12 protein-coding genes and 1 riboswitch are annotated in these 19205 nt (G+C 60.7%); of the genes, 4 read left to right on the top strand and 8 right to left on the bottom strand.

Features of this window, described 5'->3' with window-relative positions; all coding sequences use genetic code 11:
- Positions 1-95: 95 nt before the first annotated feature.
- On the bottom strand, positions 96-1502 hold the full coding sequence (locus BFC21_RS20455; protein WP_088378784.1) for an adenosylmethionine--8-amino-7-oxononanoate transaminase: 1407 nt from the start codon (positions 1500-1502) through the stop codon (positions 96-98).
- 272 nt (positions 1503-1774) lie between these two features.
- On the opposite strand from BFC21_RS20455, the gene BFC21_RS20450 reads away from it, so the two are divergent.
- Both BFC21_RS20450 and BFC21_RS20445 read left to right on the top strand, forming a co-directional pair.
- Positions 1775-2326, top strand: a complete 552-nt coding sequence (locus BFC21_RS20450; protein WP_016782512.1) for a cytochrome b — start codon at positions 1775-1777, stop codon at positions 2324-2326.
- 32 nt (positions 2327-2358) lie between these two features.
- Positions 2359-2934 carry a YceI family protein gene (locus BFC21_RS20445; protein ID WP_088378783.1) on the top strand — a complete coding sequence of 192 codons (576 nt, stop codon included), beginning with the start codon at positions 2359-2361 and terminating at the stop codon, positions 2932-2934.
- Positions 2935-3093: 159 nt separating this feature from the next.
- Here the strand turns inward: BFC21_RS20445 and BFC21_RS20440 are convergent, their stop codons facing one another.
- From BFC21_RS20440 to ahcY, 3 genes are all read right to left on the bottom strand, one after another.
- Positions 3094-4938: a DEAD/DEAH box helicase gene (locus tag BFC21_RS20440; protein ID WP_095003915.1), complete on the bottom strand. Its 1845-nt coding sequence runs from the start codon at positions 4936-4938 to the stop codon at positions 3094-3096.
- A 387-nt stretch (positions 4939-5325) separates the two neighbouring features.
- A complete protein-coding gene (gene metF, locus BFC21_RS20430) occupies positions 5326-6171 on the bottom strand; it encodes a methylenetetrahydrofolate reductase [NAD(P)H] (protein ID WP_016782516.1) in 846 nt (281 codons plus the stop codon).
- Positions 6172-6319: 148 nt separating this feature from the next.
- The gene (gene ahcY / locus BFC21_RS20425) at positions 6320-7729 is read right to left on the bottom strand and encodes an adenosylhomocysteinase (RefSeq protein WP_088378781.1); all 1410 of its coding nucleotides are present in this window, start codon (positions 7727-7729) and stop codon (positions 6320-6322) included.
- Positions 7730-7751: 22 nt separating this feature from the next.
- Positions 7752-7858: riboswitch (S-adenosyl-L-homocysteine riboswitch) on the bottom strand.
- Positions 7859-8053: 195 nt separating this feature from the next.
- Between ahcY and BFC21_RS20420 the strand changes: the two genes are divergently transcribed.
- Positions 8054-8455 (top strand): acyl-CoA thioesterase, encoded by a 402-nt coding sequence (locus tag BFC21_RS20420; protein ID WP_088378780.1) that lies wholly within the window; start codon positions 8054-8056, stop codon positions 8453-8455.
- Positions 8456-8624: 169 nt separating this feature from the next.
- Positions 8625-9482, top strand: coding sequence for a formate/nitrite transporter family protein (locus BFC21_RS20415; RefSeq protein ID WP_016782519.1), 858 nt, complete (start codon positions 8625-8627; stop codon positions 9480-9482).
- 1 nt (position 9483) lies between these two features.
- Here the strand turns inward: BFC21_RS20415 and BFC21_RS20410 are convergent, their stop codons facing one another.
- From BFC21_RS20410 to BFC21_RS20395, 4 genes are all read right to left on the bottom strand, one after another.
- Positions 9484-10101 carry a hemolysin III family protein gene (locus BFC21_RS20410; protein WP_086795678.1) on the bottom strand — a complete coding sequence of 206 codons (618 nt, stop codon included), beginning with the start codon at positions 10099-10101 and terminating at the stop codon, positions 9484-9486.
- 695 nt (positions 10102-10796) lie between these two features.
- Positions 10797-11249, bottom strand: a complete 453-nt coding sequence (locus BFC21_RS20405) for a chemotaxis protein CheW (protein WP_088378779.1) — start codon at positions 11247-11249, stop codon at positions 10797-10799.
- Complete coding sequence (locus BFC21_RS20400) at positions 11242-17118, bottom strand: Hpt domain-containing protein (protein ID WP_088378778.1); 5877 nt, start codon at positions 17116-17118, stop codon at positions 11242-11244. Before BFC21_RS20400 ends, BFC21_RS20405 begins: the two co-directional genes overlap by 8 nt.
- A 27-nt stretch (positions 17119-17145) precedes the next feature.
- Positions 17146-19203 (bottom strand): methyl-accepting chemotaxis protein, encoded by a 2058-nt coding sequence (locus BFC21_RS20395; RefSeq protein WP_016782523.1) that lies wholly within the window; start codon positions 19201-19203, stop codon positions 17146-17148.
- Between the last annotated feature and the right edge of the window lie 2 nt (positions 19204-19205).

Here is a 19205-nt window from a genome sequence, read left to right as displayed (position 1 = left end):
TTGCTCGCGATTGTATCTACGCGGTGATTCAAACACACCGCGCAGCCTGCATCGCGAGCAAGCCCGCTCCCACAGGAGATACAGTACGGCCCGGTTTAACCCGGATCGCGGAAGTCCGGGTGGAAGTTCGACGGCACGGCCACGCTGATGTCGCTGCGGGTCGCGATGTCGATCCCTTCACTCGCCACTTCGGCCAAAAAGTCGATCTGCTCGGGGGTGATCACGTATGGCGGCAAGAAATACACCACGCTGCCCAGCGGACGCAACAACGCACCGCGCTCCAGGGCGTGCTGGAAGACTTTCAGCCCGCGGCGCTCCTGCCACGGGTAGGCGGTTTTGCTGGCCTTGTCCTGAACCATTTCAATGGCCAGCACCATACCGGTCTGACGTACTTCCGAGACATGGGCATGGTCTGCCAGGTGCGCCGTCGCACTCGCCATACGTTGTGCCAGGGCCTTGTTGTTTTCGATGACGTTGTCTTCTTCGAAAATATCCAGCGTGGCCAATGCAGCTGCACAAGCCAGCGGATTGCCCGTGTAGCTGTGGGAATGCAGGAAGGCGCGCAAGGTCGGGTAGTCGTCGTAGAACGCGCTGTACACCTCGTCCGTGGTCATGCAGGCAGCCAACGGCAAATAGCCACCGGTCAGGGCCTTGGACAGGCACAGGAAGTCCGGCGTAATGCCCGCCTGCTCGCAGGCGAACATGGTGCCGGTGCGGCCAAAGCCCACGGCGATTTCATCGAGGATCAAGTGCACGCCGTAACGATCACAGGCCTCACGCAGCAGCGTGAGGTACACCGGGTGGTACATGCGCATGCCGCCAGCGCCCTGGATCAGCGGCTCGACGATCACCGCAGCCACCGTCTCGTGATTTTCGGCGAGCGTCTGCTCCATCGCCAAGAACATCGTGCGCGAATGCGCTTCCCAGCTCACGCCCTCAGGGCGCAGGTAGCAGTCGGGGCTTGGCACCTTGATGGTGTCGAGCAGCAACGCCTTGTATGTCTCGGTGAACAAGGGCACATCGCCCACCGCCATCGCGGCCATGGTTTCGCCGTGGTAGCTGTTGGTCAGGGTCACGAAGCGCTTTTTGTTCGGCTGCTCGCGGTTGAGCCAGTAGTGAAAGCTCATCTTCAGCGCGACTTCGATGCACGACGAACCGTTATCGGCATAGAAGCAACGGGTCAGGCCTGCAGGTGTCATCTTGACCAGGCGCTCGGACAGCTCGATCACCGGCTGGTGGCTGAAACCTGCAAGGATCACATGCTCCAACTGATCGACCTGATCCTTGATGCGCTGGTTGATTCGCGGGTTGCAGTGGCCAAACACGTTGACCCACCAGGAGCTCACGGCATCGAGGTAGCGCTTGCCTTCAAAGTCTTCCAGCCACACGCCTTCGCCGCGTTTGATCGGGATCAAGGGCAGTTGTTCGTGATCTTTCATTTGGGTGCAGGGATGCCACAACACGGCAAGGTCGCGTTGCATCCACTGGTTATTCAGGCCCATTTCCACTCTCCTGGCGCTGGCTCCCGGCGTGTGCGGGCAAACAAGAGTGCAAGCCTATGCAATGCGCAGGCGTGTAACAACCTATTACGTTTACTCTGTATTCAAAGACGACCTTGGACACCCACAGGCAACACAAATATTGTTAACGTTTGCTTAACGTTTGACTCTCAGGCTTCAGATCGTATTTATCGATAGCTTGCAGCAAAAAAATGCGCTTTCAATCGATAGGTAAACCATTAGTCTTAGGCCCAAGTTCCTACAGGATGTTGGTCATGCAGCTACGTAACTCTTCTTCTCGCTATGGTGCCGTCAGCATCTTCATGCACTGGTCTGTTGCGTTGGCGGTGTTCGGGTTGTTCGCACTGGGTTTGTGGATGGTCGGTCTGGACTACTACAGCCCTTGGCGCAAAGAAGCGCCTGACCTGCATAAAAGCATTGGTCTGACGCTATTCGCTGTAATGCTGCTACGCGTTGTATGGATCTGGTTCAGCCCGGCACCACCGGCACTGGCCAGTTACAGCCGGGCAACACGAATCGGTGCCAAACTCGGGCATGGTTTTTTATATCTGGGTTTGTTTGCCGTGATGATCGCCGGTTACCTGATTTCCACCTCTGAAGGCGTGGGCATCCCGGTTTTCGGCCTGTTTGAAGTGCCTGCTCTGATTTCCAACCTGCCTGACCAGGCCGATGTGGCGGGTGTCGTGCATCTGTATCTGGCATGGGCCGTGGTCATTTTTGCAGGGCTTCATGGTCTGGTTGCTTTGAAACACCACTTTATTGATCGTGATGCGACCCTGACTCGTATGCTGGGGCGCAAAGCCTGATGCTCAACCTCAACTCAAAAGGAATAGAACGCATGTTGAAAAAGACCCTCGCTGCGCTGGCTCTCGGTACTGCAATGCTGACCGCAGGTCAGGCCATGGCTGCTGACTACACCATCGACAAAGAAGGCCAGCACGCCTTTATCGACTGGAAAGTCAGCCACCTGGGCTTCAGCTTCATTCACGGTACTTTCAAGGACTGGAGCGGCACTTTCTCGTGGGATGCAGCCAAACCTGCCGACAGCAAGATTGACGTAACCCTGAAAACCGCCAGCCTGTTTTCCAACCACGCCGAACGTGACAAGCACATCGCCAGCAAAGATTTCCTGGACGTGAGCAAGTACCCGGAAGCAACCTTCAAGTCGACCAAGGTTGTGCCGACTGGCGAAAATACAGCTGACGTGACAGGCGACCTGACCCTGCACGGTGTGACCAAGCCTGTAACCTTCAAGGCAACGTTCAACGGTGAAGGCAAGGATCCGTGGGGCGGCGAGCGTGCTGGTTTCAATGCGACCACCAGCATCAACCTGCAGGATTTCGGCATCAAGTCCCCAAGCAAGGACCAGACCCTGAGCCTGGATATCTCGCTGGAAGGCGTGAAAGCCAAGTAATAGCGCTTTTATACGGCTAAAAAAAACGCCCCGGCTTGTGAAAGCCGGGGCGTTTTTTTGTGTGCCGTCGTAGGAGCGGGCTTGCTCGCGATTGGATCGCCTCGGTGTAGCCGTTAACCCGAGGTGCCTGAATCGCGAGCAAGCCCGCTCCCACAATTTTTAGCGGTTACGCGTCAACAGCGCTGGCTTCTCGCCACGAGGACGGTTCGGCAGTTGATCGAGCTGCTCAGGCGTCGGGAAGCGATCGCTTTTCGACTCTTTGTGCATGATCTTCGGCTGGTTCTCGCGTGGGCCTTTTACCGCTGGCTCTTGACGGGCATCGTCACGGGCCGGGCGGTTTTCGCGACGGGCCTGGCCGTCACGCGGAGCACCACTGCGTGGCCCGCTGCGCTTGGCAGGCGGAGTGCCCGTGCTGGCACCGCTGCCGGTGCGCGGACCGTTCTGGCGGCCACCGGTACGACCAGCTGGCGCAGCGCCCGTGCCCTGGGCCGGAGCCCCCGGACGACGACCACGGCTCTGGTTGTTCTTGTTCTGGTACGGGCTGACGTAATCAGCGCGGTTACCAAAGTTATCCACATCGTCATCCCGGAACTCGTCCGGCGCGCGGTTGGCGTCGGCACGCGGGGTTGGCTGACGCTGTTCACGGGCAGGCTGAGCTTCGCGTGGCTTTTGCTCACGAGCTGGACGCTCGCTGCGAGCAGCTGCCGGCTTCTCTTTGCTCTTTTCCTTGCCCTTGTCCTTGCGGCCACCGCCGCCGCCATTACCCGGGCCATCGCCACGCGGGCCGCGCGGTGGGTTGCGCGGGTTACGCACATCCGGACGCTCGCGCACTTCTGGCTTCTCGGCCTCAACGCTGCTGGCGTCAAAACCCATCAGGTCGCCATCGGCGATTTTCTGCTTGGTCATGCGCTCGATGCTTTTCAGCAGTTTTTCTTCGTCCGGAGCCACCAGCGAGATCGCTTCGCCCGAACGACCGGCACGGCCAGTACGGCCGATACGGTGAACGTAGTCTTCGTCGACGTTTGGCAGCTCGAAGTTGACCACGTGTGGCAACTGGTCGATATCCAGGCCGCGAGCGGCGATATCGGTGGCTACCAGGATGCGTACGGAACCGGCTTTAAAGTCGGCCAGGGCCTTGGTCCGGGCGTTCTGGCTCTTGTTACCGTGGATGGCCACAGCGCTGAGGCCGTGTTTGTCCAGGTACTCGGCCAGGCGGTTGGCGCCGTGCTTGGTACGCGTGAACACCAGCACCTGTTCCCAGGCGCCAGCGGTGATCAAGTGCGCCAGCAGGGCACGCTTGTGCGTGGCAGGCAGGCGGAAAACGCGCTGTTCGATACGCTCGACCGTGGTGTTCGGTGGCGTAACTTCGATGCGTTCCGGGTTGCGCAGCAGTTTACCGGCCAGGTCGGTGATGTCCTTGGAGAACGTCGCCGAAAACAGCAGGTTCTGACGCTTGGACGGCAGACGGGCGAGGACTTTTTTCACGTCATGGACGAAGCCCATGTCGAGCATCCGGTCGGCTTCGTCGAGCACCAGGATTTCAACGTGGGACAGGTCAACGCTGCCTTGGCCGGCCAGGTCGAGCAAACGACCCGGGCAGGCAACCAGTACGTCGACACCGCGGGCCAGGGCCTGAACCTGCGGGTTGGTACCCACACCGCCGAATACGCAAGCGCTGACGAACTTCAAGTCGCGGGCATAGAGCTTGAAGCTCTCGTGCACCTGGGCGGCGAGTTCGCGGGTAGGAGTCAGGACCAGCACGCGGGGTTGGCGTGGGCCGTGGCGCTGGGATTTGTCCGGGTGGCCATTGGGAAACAGCTTTTCCAGAATCGGAAGAGCGAAGCCGCCGGTTTTACCAGTACCTGTCTGAGCCGCAACCATCAGGTCGCGACCTTGCAACACGGCGGGAATGGCCCGCTGTTGCACCGGAGTAGGCTCGGTATAGCCCGCAGCTTCAATGGCGCGGACTAAAGCCTCGGAGAGACCGAGGGAAGCAAAGGACATGAGAAATCCTGTTCTAGTTAGGGCTTGGCCCAAAGGGATAGTCTTGCCTGGCGTGAATGGCGTTTAAGATGACGCAATCCCGTCCGGTCCTGCTCCAGTCCACAAGGCTCATTCGCACCGCTCGCGCGGGCAAGAGCTGCGCAGTAGCGGGGTTGAGTGGCTTGTACAAGGACGAGCGGCCGGGCGTAAGCCTGGCGGAAAACCCGGAGTATAACAGAGCAATCACGGCGCGCCGATTTCATGCTGCCCAACGGCTAATGGAGGTGATGGATAACTCCAGGAGCCCTAAGCCTTGTGGGAGCGGGCTTGCTCGCGATGCCGGCGACGCGATTCCTTGACAGACCGCAGCGATGCCATCGCGGGCAAGCCCGCTCCCACAAAGGCAGATCAGCGCGGCAGCTTGAGGTTGTTCCAGATCGCCAGGCTCGGATCAGCCTGGTTCAGGGTGTAGAAGTGCAACCCCGGGGCGCCGCCGTCGAGCAGGCGCTCGCACATTTCGCTGATAACCTGCTCACCAAACGCCTGGATGCTCTGCGTATCGTCGCCGTAGGCTTCAAGTTGCTTGCGGATCCAGCGCGGGATTTCAGCGCCACACGCATCAGAAAAACGCGCCAGCTTGCTGTAGTTGGTGATCGGCATGATGCCCGGCACGATAGGGATCATCACGCCCGCCGCTTCCACGCGCTCGACAAAACGGAAGTAGCTGTCGGCGTTAAAGAAGTACTGGGTAATGGCACTGTCAGCGCCAGCATGGGCCTTGCGCACGAAGTTGTTGATATCGTCTTCGAAGTTGCGCGCTTGCGGGTGCATTTCCGGGTACGCAGCCACTTCGATATGGAAGTGGTCGGCGGTTTCTTCACGAATGAAGCTCACCAGGTCATTGGCGTAGCGCAGTTCGCCGCTGGCCATGCCCATGCCTGAAGGCAGGTCGCCACGCAGCGCAACGATGCGCTTGATGCCCGCGGCCTTGTACTGGGCCAGCAGGCCGCGCAAATCGGCCTTGCTGTCACCCACGCACGACAGGTGCGGCGCCGCAGGGACTTTTACTTCGCTCTCCAGCTGCAGCACGGTATTGATCGTGCGATCGCGGGTCGAGCCACCGGCACCGTAGGTGCAGGAGAAAAAATCGGGGTTGTAGGTCGCCAGTTGGCGAGCCGTGTTCATCAGCTTTTCATGTCCAGCATCGGTCTTGGTCGGGAAGAACTCGAAGCTGAAACGACGATCTTGAGACATGGTCAAATCCTTGGCAATTCGAAAGCCGGACGCATTCCATGCAGGAGCTGGCTTGCTGCAAAGGTAACGTCGCGGTCTGCCTGGCAAACCACGGCGCCTGAATCGCGAGCAAGCCCGCTCCCACAAGGGAGCGGACAGTCTGATCCAATCAGTAGCGGTAGGTTTCTGGCTTGAACGGGCCTTCGACGGTAACGCCGATGTAGTCAGCCTGTTGCTTGGTCAGTTGGGTGACCACGCCGCCGAAGCCGCGAACCATTTCCAGGGCTACTTCTTCGTCCAGCTTCTTCGGCAGTACTTCTACGGTCAGACGCTCGGCTTGCAGCTCGGCCGGCAGGTCAGCGTATTTCTGCGCGAACAGGAAGATCTGCGCCAGTACCTGGTTGGCGAACGAACCATCCATGATGCGGCTTGGGTGACCTGTGGCGTTGCCCAGGTTAACCAGACGGCCTTCGGCCAGCAGGATCAGGTAGTCGTCGTTCTGTGGGTCGAATTCGCCCAGGCCAGTACGGTGAACCTTGTGAACCTGTGGCTTCACTTCTTCCCATGCCCAGTTTTTGCGCATGAAAGCGGTGTCGATTTCGTTGTCGAAGTGACCGATGTTGCACACTACCGCGCGTTTTTTCAGCGCAGCCAGCATGTTCTTGTCGCACACGTTGACGTTACCGGTAGTGGTCACGATCAGGTCGATCTTGCCCAGCAGCGCAGCGTCGATGCTGGCAGCGGTGCCGTCGTTCTGGCCGTTGATAAACGGCGAAACCACTTCAAAGCCGTCCATGCACGCTTGCATGGCGCAGATCGGGTCAACTTCGGACACTTTAACGATCATGCCTTCCTGGCGCAGGGACTGAGACGAGCCCTTGCCCACGTCACCGTAGCCGATAACCAGTGCTTGCTTGCCGGACAGCAGGTGGTCAGTACCACGCTTGATGGCATCGTTCAGGCTGTGACGGCAGCCGTACTTGTTGTCGTTTTTGCTTTTGGTGACCGAGTCGTTCACGTTGATCGCAGGGATCATCAGCTCGCCTTTGGCCAGCATGTCCAGCAGACGGTGAACACCGGTGGTGGTTTCTTCAGTCACGCCGTGGATCTTTTTCAGCATGGCCGGGTATTTCTTGTGCAGCAGCTCGGTCAGGTCGCCGCCGTCGTCGAGGATCATGTTGGCATCCCATGGCTCGCCATCTTTAAGGATGGTTTGCTCCAGGCACCACTCGTACTCTTCTTCAGTTTCGCCTTTCCAGGCGAACACCGGGATACCGGCAGCAGCGATAGCGGCAGCGGCCTGGTCCTGAGTCGAGAAGATGTTGCACGACGACCAACGCACTTCGGCACCCAGGGCAACCAGGGTTTCGATCAGTACGGCAGTCTGGATGGTCATGTGGATGCAGCCCAGAATCTTCGCGCCCTTGAGCGGTTGTTCTGCGGCATAACGGCGGCGCAGACCCATCAGGGCCGGCATTTCGGACTCGGCGATAAAGGTTTCGCGACGGCCCCACTGGGCGAGGGACATATCGGCGACTTTAAAGTCGTTAAAACCTGCAGGCGTGTTTACAGCGCTCATCAAGAGCCTCCATTCGTTTAATCGCGAATGGGCGCCGTTGTGCGTTTAGTGCCTGAACAGGGAGCCCTGAACAAACAACGCCCCATCCGAGCCTGACAGGTTGAACCTGCTGCAGCGCCCCTCGGACAGGTGGCGGGAACGGTACTGGGTAAATATGACCGTTTTGAAGCGGGGGTGATTATAGCCATCCGCGCCGATGTTCCCAAGGGTTTATCCGCGGCATTTTTATTTGCTTAATCGAGACCATAGTCGAAGCTCAATAGAGCTGAGTGCCGGTGTCTGACATCATGGTCGGCATCCAAGTCAAGACGGTCAGGAGCGAATATGAATTTTCACACCCGCAAATGGGTTAAACCCGAAGACCTCAACCCCAACGGCACCCTCTTTGGTGGCAGCCTGTTGCGCTGGATCGACGAAGAAGCGGCGATTTACGCCATCGTTCAATTGGGCAACCAGCGTGTGGTGACCAAGTACATCTCCGAAATCAACTTTGTCAGTGCCTCGCGCCAGGGCGACATCATCGAACTGGGCATCACCGCCACCGAGTTCGGCCGCACCTCGATCACCCTGACCTGCGAAGTGCGCAACAAGATCACCCGCAAAAGCATCCTGACTGTGGACAAGATGGTTTTCGTCAACCTGGGTGAAGACGGCCTGCCGGCGCCGCACGGGCGCACCGAGATCAAATACGTCAAGGACCAGTTCCAGGATGACAACCAGGCTTGATGCCTGACCTGTGTAGTCGCTGCCGCAGGCTGCGAAGGGTTGCGCAGCAACCCGTTTAATTGAAGGCCCATCGGCCCCTTCGCAGCCTTCGGCAGCGACTACGGGTTTTGAGTGAACAGCTACAGTCCATGCGTGTCGTACATCCACACGCCAACGGTTCTGGAGCCTTATGGACACTCAAAAATCAGGCAAGACCCCCAACCTGTCGGCTGAAGAAGAGCACGACGTCATCAAGAACCAGCCACCGCGCGCCGCGGTGCTGCACGAAATCATCCGCCAGCAGGGCGATCAGGAACTGGAACGCAGCATCGCCGCGCTGTTCTGGTCGGCACTGGCCGCCGGGCTGACGATGGGCCTGTCGCTGATGGCTATGGGCTTGCTCAATTCGCGCCTGCCCAGCGCTGAAGGCTTCAAGGTTATCGCCAGCTTCGGCTACTGCGCGGGGTTTCTGGCGGTCATCCTGTCCCGTCAGCAGCTGTTTACCGAAAACACCCTGACCGCCGTGCTGCCGATCATGAGCAAACCCACGCTCAAGAACGTCGGGCGCCTGCTGCGGCTCTGGACGGTGGTGCTGGTGGGCAACCTGATGGGCACCCTGCTGGTGGCTTATGTGATGCTGCATTTGCCGATTTTCGACACGCAGACCGACAAGGCCTTCCTGGAGATCGGCCGCAAGGTCATGGAAAACGACGCCAGCCAGATGTTCGCCAAGGGCATCATCTCGGGCTGGATGATTGCCACGATGGTGTGGATGATCCCGTCCATGGAAAGCGCCAAGATGTGGATCATCATCCTTATCACCTACCTGATGGCCCTGGGCGACTTCACCCATATCGTGGTCGGTACCGCCGAGGTGTCGTATCTGGTATTTGCGGGCGAGTTGCCCTGGAAGGACTTCTGGCTGATCTTTGCCGGCCCTACCCTGGCCGGCAATATCATCGGTGGCAGTTTTATCTTTGCCCTGATCAGCCACGCGCAGATCCGCAGCGACACCCAAAAGCCCAAGCCCGAGGCGCAGTTGCCCTGAGTCAGATCACATAATGCGCGATGGCCACAAAATGCAGCAGGCTGCCGGCGATCACGAACAGGTGCCAGATGCCGTGGGCATGGCGCAGACGGTGATCGAGGGCAAAAAAGATGATCCCCACGGTGTACATCACCCCGCCAGTGGCCAGCCAGATGAAGCCGGCGGTGCCCAGCGCCGCCAGCAACGGCTTGACCGCCACCAGCACAATCCAGCCCATCACGGCATAAATCACGATGGACAGGATGCGGGCTTCAGAACGTGGCTTGATCTCCTGCAGCATGCCGATCACCGCCATGCCCCAGACGATCCCGAACAACGACCAGCCCCAGGGCCCGTGCAGCGTGACCAGGCAAAACGGCGTGTAACTGCCGGCGATCAACAGGTAAATGGAGAGGTGATCGAACTTCTGCATGATCACCTTCGAGCGCCCGCGCACGCTGTGGTACACGGTCGAAACGCTGTACAGCAACACCAGCGTGACCCCGTAGATGGCCACACTGACAATCTTCTGCGGGCTGCCATCGAGGCAGGCCATTACCAACAACCAGATACTGCCCACTGCTGCCGCCACGGCACCCACCAGATGGGTCCAGGCGTTGAGTTTCTCCCCGTGATACATGTGCAAAATCCTCAAAAGCCGAGAGTGCGACTGTGTCACCTGGTTACGAGATAAGGGTCAGGGTTGCGAAGTTAAAGGGCAATGCGGCGTTGGTCGAGCAATATGACCGACACGCAGCTTTATGTAGTCGCTGACGAGGCACGAGGCTGCGATAAGGGCTGCCAGGCCCTTCAAAACGCCGGGGCCGCTGCGCAGCCCATCGCAGCCTCGTGCCTCGTCAGCGACTACAAGAACACCCGCTGTTCCACGACCTCGTCATGGAGTCCCAAAAAGGGAGCGACAAGTCCCTTTTAAGGACTGATCAAGTTCTATGTGTGGGCCCGGATACGACCAATCCCTCTCCCTTGCCCGAGCTTTCCGAGACAATCCCGAGCGCATTGCGCCTGAAGGATCACCCGTTGAGTCTCGCCCCATCGCTGGGAGATTTTCTACAACTTTGCGCTGAGGCCAAACTGCTGTCGTGTTCGGCACTGACGTGGTTCGGTGCAGGCTGGCTTGAAAAGCACAAAGCCACTGAACCTGCTGAGGGCGGGCGTCGCGCTGGGCCTGCTCAGTGCAAGCCTGGGCATGCACTGGTTTGGAGGCTGATCGAGCTTCACCTGTGGGAGCGGGCTTGCTCGCGATGCAGGCGATGCGGTCAGTCAGTTAAACCGCGGTGCTGCTCTCGCGAGCAAGCCCGCTCCCACAAGTGCTGCTTAATCCGTGCTGCCCCGCACCAGCCTTTCCAGCGCCAGCAAGTCCGGGATTTTCGCCACATGATCGCCCACTTGTACCGCCGCGCGCTCCAACGGGCTCAGCGGTACGTCGACGAAGCTCAGTTGGCTGTCGACTTTGTAGGAACGCGGGATGCCCTGAACCACCATCGCCATGAATTTGAAATCCGGGTCACCGCCCAGGGTGTTGAGGATCACGATCCGCGCCCGCTCACCGATCACCAGCGGCCCGCCGCAGGCGGCTTCAAAGCTGATCAGCGGCAGTTGGTGGTCGCGCCAGGTGATCTGGCGCAGGTGCCAGGGCGGGGAGTCACTGCTGGGTTCGCCGCGCTGCCAGCCGATCAGTTCGGCGATGGCGACGTTGGGCAGCAGCAGGTAACGGTCGGCCAGGGGCAGCAACAGGGCGGTCAGGCTGCCCACGCGATGGTCAAGCATGGAAGTTACTCCAGTAGGCGATGCGTTCCAGCAACACCGACTCTTGATACGGCTTGCCCAGGTAATCGTTGACGCCAATGGCCATCGCCCGGTTCTGGTGCTTTTGCCCGGTGCGCGAGGTAATCATGATGATCGGCAGGTCCTTGAGGCGCGGGTCGTTGCGCACGCGGGTGGCCACTTCAAAACCGTCCATGCGCGGCATTTCGATGTCCAGCAGCATCAGGTCAGGGGTGTGTTCTTCAAGCACGCTCATGGCATCGACCCCGTCCTTGGCCGTGATGACGTTCATGCCATTACGCTCCAGCAGGCGGCTGGTGACTTTGCGCACGGTGACCGAGTCGTCCACCACCAGCACCAGCGGCGGACGCACCGCCGGGGTGAATTCCAGTGCGCCGACGGCTTCATGATGCGCCCGCTGCAACGGCTGGCGCGCCTGGTGGGCACGGATATAGGCCAACAGATCGAGGATCAGCACCACCCGCCCGTCGCCCAGAATGGTAGCGCCCGACAGGCCCTGCACCCCGGTAAACTGTGGGCCGAGGCTCTTGACCACAATCTCCCGCGAACCCGCCAGCGCATCCACCTGCAACGCTACGCGCTGGTCCTGGCAATGCACCAGCAGCACCGGCAGCGAATGGCTTTCGCCCACCAGCTTGGGTTTGCCCACAGTTTGCAGCAACTCGCCCAGGTAGCGCAGTTCGTAGGTTTGCCCGCCGTAGTGATACAGCGGCGGGTTGAGCTGGTAGTAGCCCTCCAGTTCGTTGGGCATGACACGCACGATGCCTTCAACGGTGTCCAGGGCAATGGCGTATTGTTCGTCCGCGCACTGAACCATCAACGCACGGTTGAGCGATACGCTGAACGGCAGGCGAATCTGAAAATGCACGCCCTGCCCGGCCACCGAGTCGATGGTCATGCTGCCGCCCAACTGCCGCACCTCTTCGTGTACCACGTCCATGCCGACGCCACGCCCGGAGATCTGGGTGATTTTTTCGGCGGTGGAGAACCCCGGCTGCAGGATGAACTGCAGCACCTCGCGGTCGCTGATGCTCACTTCGGGGTCCAGCAAGCCGCGCAGGATGGCTTTGCGGCGCACGGCTTCCAGCGGCACGCCAGCACCATCGTCGTGCATGTCAAAGACCACGTCGCCACCCTCGTAAGACAGCTCCAGGCTGATCAGCCCCTGCTCCGGCTTGCCGCTGGCATGGCGCACGTCGGCGGGTTCCAGGCCGTGGTCGACGGCGTTGCGCAGCATATGTTCCAGGGGCGCGACCATACGCTCCAGCACGTTGCGGTCGATTTCGGCCTCGGCATTGATCACGCTGAATTCAACCTGTTTGCCCAACTCGCTGGCCACCTGGCGCACCACGCGCTTGAGGCGCGGCAATACCCGCTCGAATGGCACCATGCGCGTGCCCATCAAGCCCTCTTGCAGTTGCGTGTTCACCCGCGCCTGCTTTTGCAGCAGGCCGTGGGCGTCCTGGTAGCGTGCCGTCAGGGTGGCCTTGAGGTCGAGCAAGTCGGAGGCCGACTCGAACAGGGCGCGTGACAGTTGCTGCAGCAGGGAATGGCGGTCCATTTCCAGCGGGTCGAATTCGTCGTAGGCCACGCCATCGGCTTCGGTGTGTGCACGGTTGTACAGTCGGCCCTGGGTTTCGCTGTCGAGGCGCCGCAGTTGGTCCTGCATGCGCTCAAGGGTGGTCTGCATTTCGTTGAGGGCGACCTGACCGTCGTTGACCTGCTGCTCCACGCGCCCGCGAATGATCGAGGCTTCGCCCGCCAGGTTGACCAGGTCTTCCAGCAGCTCGGCCGGCACCTTGAGGGTGTCCAGCCCGGTGCGTTCACCTTCGGGCAGCGGCGCCGGTGCGGGCTCTGGCTTGACCGGGGCGGCGGGCGCCTGCCGGGCGTTGCGCTCAATCTGGCGGATCTTCTCGATCAGCACCGAAGGCGAAGGCAGCGACTGGCCACTGCGCAGTGCGTCAAACATCTGCGCCAGCTGGTCGTGGCAGCGCTGCAACAACACAAACAGCTCATCACTGGGGGTGATGGTGCCTATCGAAATATCTTCAAAAAGGGTTTCAAGTTCGTGGGCAAAATCGCCAATCGCGGCGACTTCCACCATCCGCGCTCCGCCTTTGAGGGTGTGCAGGTCGCGCAGCAGGTTTTCCACTTCAAGATGGTTCTGCGGCTCGGCTTGCCAGCGTGCCAGGGCCGCACCCGAACTTTCGAGGATATCGAAGGCTTCATCGAGGAAGATGTCCTGCAACTGCGGATCTTCATTGCTCGGTGGCGCTTGCGGGGCAACACTGCCGGGCGCTGGCAGGGCTGCACTGTACAAACGAAAGCCGCGAATGGCCTCGATCAGTTCATAAGGTTCGCTCAACGGTTGCTTGTGCAGCAGTTTTTCAAGCATCAGCGCCAGCTGTTCGTGGCTGCGCTCCAGCAGGCGAGCCAGTGCCGGGCTGTCACTCAGGCGCCGGTCCAGCAGGCCTTCGTACAAGTGTTCAAGCTCATGGGCCAATTCGGCTATCGGCTCGATGCCGGCCATGCGCGCACCGCCCTTGAGGGTGTGCAAGTCACGCTGCAGGGACGACAGTGATGCCAGGCTGTCGGGCGTACTGAGCCAGCGCTGCAGGGCCTGCGCGGCACTCTCGAGGATATCCACCGCCTCTTCGAGGAAAATCTCGACGATTTCCTCGTCGAAATCCTCATCCTGGCCGCCCCCCAATTGCTCGGTGGCCGCGCCCAGCTCGGTTGCCTGCCCGCCATCACGGCGAATCAGCCCCGTGGCATCGGGCGCCAGCCCCTCGTGCAGCAAGGCGTGCAGGGTCTGGACCAATTGCGGCTGCGGGGTGATCTCCTGCCCCGCGGCCAACTGGTCGAGCATGTTGATCAGCGCTTCATGGGCGTCATCGGCCGCCTCGAAAAACCGCTCGCTGGGCGCCAGGCTGCTTTCTTCAACCGCGCCATAGAGGTCCAGCAAGGCTTCGCACAGCGCATCCATCGGCTGCAAGTCGAGCAGGTGGGCAGACTCGCCCAGGGTGGTCAACTGGTCCAGCAAGGTGTCCAGGCCATCGCGCTCATGGGGGTTCTGGTGCCAGGTTTTCAGCAGCTCCTGGGCATCGAACAGGATGTCCATGCTTTCGCCCAGAAACTCGGCCGTGCGCTGCGGGTCACGCTTGGCCACCCAGTTGCTCGCAGGGCTGTTGAGCAAGGTATCCAGGCGGCTGGCGATCAACTGCTCGGTGCGCTCGATCAGTGACCGCGCGCCCTGTATCTCGGCCAGCGGATCGCTGTCCAGTTGCTTGAGCCCCGCATGCAGCAAAGTGCCAGCCTCCTGCAGCAGGTCAATTTCTTCCGCGCCCAGGGCCAGGGTGTGCGCCTTGTATTCACGCACCAGGTGGTCCAGCGGCGCGGCCAGTTCGGCCATCGGCACCACGCCCGCCATGTGCGCGCTGCCTTTGAGGGTATGCATGGCCAGCTGCAAATCGTCACTGGCGTGCAATGGCCTATGTACCCGGGCCTGGTCCAGAAAACGGTCGAGGCGCTCCAGGTGGCTTTGTGCTTCCTGGCGAAAGATATCCAGCAACTGGGGGTCGAAACTGCTGGAGTCCTGGGCGATCAGCAGCGGTTGCGGCTCGCCTTTGGCCAGGCGCTGGGCGCGTGCGGCCAGTTGGTCGACGTCTTCGCGCTGGCGCTGGCTTTGCTCGGCAAACGCCTGGATCAACTCAGGCAGCATGACCAGCACGTCTTCAAGCAGCTGGAAGATCTGCGCAGACGCTGCCACGCTGCGCTCGATCACCCGGTTGAGCAGGTTTTCGACCGCCCACGCCAGCTCCGCCAGCACCAGCGCACGCACCATGCGCCCGCTGCCCTTAAGGGTATGAAAGCCACGCCGCAACTCGGCCAGCGCAGCACTGTCCGCCGGGTTGGCGGCCCATTGCGGCAGGCAGTCGTGCAGGGTGATCAGGACTTCGTCCGTTTCTTCGAGAAACACTTCCAGCAGTTCTTCGTCCAACGGCGCCTCATCGACCGGCGGTGGCAGCAAACTGGCAGGCATGTGCTGCGCCGGCGGGTTGAGCGCCGACAGCGGGCTGGCCAGGGCATCGGCCAGGCTTTGCGCCTGCAGATCGGGCATCAGCCGTTGCGCTGGGTGCCCGGGGCTGTCATCGGGCAACGCCACGGGCTTTACCGCTGGCGCATAGCCCAGCTCGGCCAGGCTATTTTCCGCTCGATCCAGCACCTGTTCGCTCGAAGCGCCAGGGTCTTGGGCCAGACGCTCCAGGTAATACTCGATGCTGACCAGTGCATCGGCCAGGTGATCAAGCTGCTCATCCGCGGGCTGGCCGGGGCCTTGCACCAAACACTCGTTCACATATTGATTGCAGGCTTGCAGCAAGCTGGCCGCGCGATTAAGGGGAATCATCGCCAGCGCACCGCGGATTTGCGTCAACAGCGCGGGCACAGGCTGCAGGTGCTGGCGGTCGTGGTCAGCCGCCAGGTAATCGCCGATCAGGTCTTTGACTTCTTCAAGACCGATGCGCGCTTCCTTGATCACCAATTGGTGAATCTGCATCAGGTCGGTGGTGGGCAAGCGGCTTTCTTCGCGCTGCGAAGGCTCGACGCTGCCGACCATGCCCGCCAGGGTGGCTTCGACATACAGCAGGGCCGAAGCCACATCCATCAACACCGCATCGGTGGGTTCGCGCTGGCCCTGGGCCAGGCTTTGCAGCACCGCCAGTTGATCGATGATGACTTTACGCGGCTGCCCGAACCCCAGCACGGCCAAGGTGTCGGCAATCTGGCGCAGCGGCGCCATCAGGCTGCTCAACTGCGAGACATGCAGGCGGTCACTGCGCACAAACAGGTCAAGGCGTTCCTTGACCCGCACCAGTTCTTCGCACAGCGCGGCCACCACCGAGCGCATGGCGTCGCGGTCAGGGCCGGCCAGGCGCGCCCGTTCCTCATCGACCATCGCCGCATCGGGCATGGCCTGGTCCAGCTCGTAGTGGTTTTTCAGCGCGAGCATTTTCGTGGTCGGGTGCTCGGCCTTGGCAATATAAAACAGCAGGCTGGTCAGCAGTTCTTCGGGGGCTGGCTGATTGATGGCCTCGATGCCCTGTGCCAGCAGGCGCTTGAGCTCCCTGTCAGATTTTTTCAGCAGGCTGCGCAGGGCCGGGCTATTGGGCACCCGGCCTTTGAGCATGCCGTCGACCAGCGCAGCGGCAATTTTCCACAGGGCATTGAGCGGCGAGCCCTGGCACAGGCTTTGAAGATTGGCGAACACTCCCGCCATGATTTCCAGGTTGACCTGCACCGCTTCGCCACGGCGCAAGCCCAGGAATGCGGCCTGCAGGCTATGGCGCAGCGCACGCAATTCGCGCGGCAAATCTTCAGGCTGCAAGTGGGCCAGGGCCTCCGCATCCAGGGCGGGCACCACCTGCAAGGGCGGGCTGAACAGGCTGGTTTCCGACAGCAGGGCCTGGCCACGGGCGCTGCGCAAATCGTTGAGCAGCGGCAACACCACCAGAGGCCAGTCGCGCCGGGCACTGTGGACGCGGTCCAGATACAACGGCAATTGGCTGAAGGCTTGCTGCAACAGGCGCAGGGCTTCATCAACCTGGCTGACTCGGCCTTGCTGCAGGGCAATCACCAGTTGCTCCATCTCTTCGGCCAGCAAGGCCGCGCCGTAGAACTCAACCATCAGCAAGCTGCCATGCACCTGATGAATGCAGGCCAGGCATTGCTCCAGTGGCGCCGCCGCCGGTTGCAGCGCATAGGTCTCCAGCGCCGCGCGGGCCTGCTTCAGGGTGTGGGCAATTTCGCCTTTAACCCACTCAAGGGCCACATAGTCGTGCCGGTCAACCATAACGACTCCAGTCAGAATTGCTGCGCATTACTGTGGCTCATGGTCTTTGGACGGAGCAGGCAACGTGAAGCCGGACACCGAGCGCCGCAATTGGCTGGCCATTTTGGCCAGGTTGCCAATGCTTTCGGCCGTCGCCGTGGAGCCGGACGAGGTCTGATTGGTGATTTGCTGAATGACATTCATGGTCAGGGAAATCTGCGCCGCCGAAGTGGTCTGCTTTTGTGCGGCGTTGGAGATGCTTTGAATCAGGTCCGCCAGGTTTTGCGACACGCCTTCGATCTCTTCCAGCGCGACCCCGGCGTCATGGGCCAAGCGGGCACCACGCACCACTTCCGTGGTGGTTTGCTCCATGGAAATCACCGCTTCGTTGGTATCCGCCTGAATGGCCCGCACCAGCGTCTCGATTTGCCGTGTCGCTGCCGATGAGCGCTCGGCCAGGCGCTGCACTTCGTCGGCTACCACGGCAAAGCCGCGCCCGGCATCACCGGCCATCGATGCCTGGATGGCGGCGTTGAGTGCCAGAATATTGGTCTGGTCGGCAATGTCATCAATCAGGCTGACAATATCGCCGATTTCCTGGGAAGACTCGCCCAAGCGTTTGATCCGCTTGGCGGTGTCCTGGATCTGGTCGCGAATGTTGTCCATGCCGTGGATGGTGTTGTGCACCACTTCATTGCCCTTGTTGGCAATCGCCACGGAGCGCTCGGCCACCGCCGAAGATTCGGAAGCGTTGGCAGACACTTGATCGATGGAATGGGCCATTTCCTGGATCGCCCCCGAGGCCTCGGCGATTTGCTGGGCCTGATGCTCGGACGCTTCGGCCAGTTGCATGGCGGTGGCCTGGGTTTCCTGCACCGCTGCGGCCACCTGCCCTGCCGTCAGGTTGATGGTGGCCACCAGTTCGCGCAGTTGGTCGATGGAATAATTGATCGAATCGGCAATGGCACCGGTAAAGTCTTCGGTCACCGAGGCGGTCACGGTCAGGTCGCCGTCGGCCAGGTCGGCAATTTCGTCGAGGAGGCGCATGATCGCATTCTGGTTTCGTTCGTTCTTTTCAGCCGTTTCACGCAACTGGCGGTTAGTTTCGCGCACCATCACCAGGCCGATCAGGATAATCGATGCCAGGGCCAGCAAGCCCAGAACGTAGCCGCCGATAATGTCCAGCGAGCGACCGCTGGCGAGGTTTTCAAAGCCATTGGCCAGGGTCGAGGCTTCGTCGAGCAAGGTTTGCGACAGGCTGAAAATGGTGTTTGCCGCTTCCCGCACATGGAACAGTTGCGGCGAGGTTTCGAGGATTTCGTCCACGGAACCGGAGACAAACTGGAACAGTTCGGAAATTTCCTGCAGGCGGGCGCGGGCATCCTTGTCTTCAACCTGGGTAATACGCAACCCTTCATTGCCTTCAAGCATGCCGTTGAGCACTTGCCCGAAACGGTTGGCATCACGCCCAAAGGCACCTGCAGCCTGGGCGGCATTTTCGTCGCCGGCCAGCACCGTATTGACCGCCCCCAGAATACGCTCGGCCAGCAAGGACTGGCGCTGGGCCAGGGCCACCTGGCTGGCGGGGGCGCCACGTTGCAGGAGGATTTCGACGACTTTCTCGTATTCGACCTGCAACTGCGGCACGGTCTCGGCCAGCGTGGCGGCCACCTGATGCAGCGACAGCACGGTTTGTTCACTGGCCAGGATGGCGTTGGCGTTATTGAGCAGCAGCTCCCAGTCACGCTGCACCGCCTGCATTTCCTTGTGTACGGCCGCAGGCGCAGGAGGCAGGCCGGTGGCCGGGTCACCTTTTTTCAGATAGCCCCAGCGCTGGCTGAAATCATTGCGCGCATCGATCAGCAACTTGAATGCGGCGGCTTTGCCGGCAGCGGCTTCGGTGGCGTTCTTGGCAATGCGCTGGGACAACACCCGCAACTCGCCCGCGTGGCTGATGTACTGCTTGTCGTAGTTGGACTGGGTATTGAGGTACGCAAAGTTGGCGAACAACAGCATGATGAACACGATCAGGGCGATAAACAGCACGATGATCTGCGAACGACTGCGCGACCCTTCCATTGGCTTAGCGGTATTGGCTGTGGTCATCG

This window comes from Pseudomonas sp. TMW 2.1634 (assembly GCF_001703595.1).
Classification (GTDB): Bacteria; Pseudomonadota; Gammaproteobacteria; order Pseudomonadales; family Pseudomonadaceae; genus Aquipseudomonas; species Aquipseudomonas fragi.
This window is presented reverse-complemented; position numbering and strand designations above follow the sequence as displayed.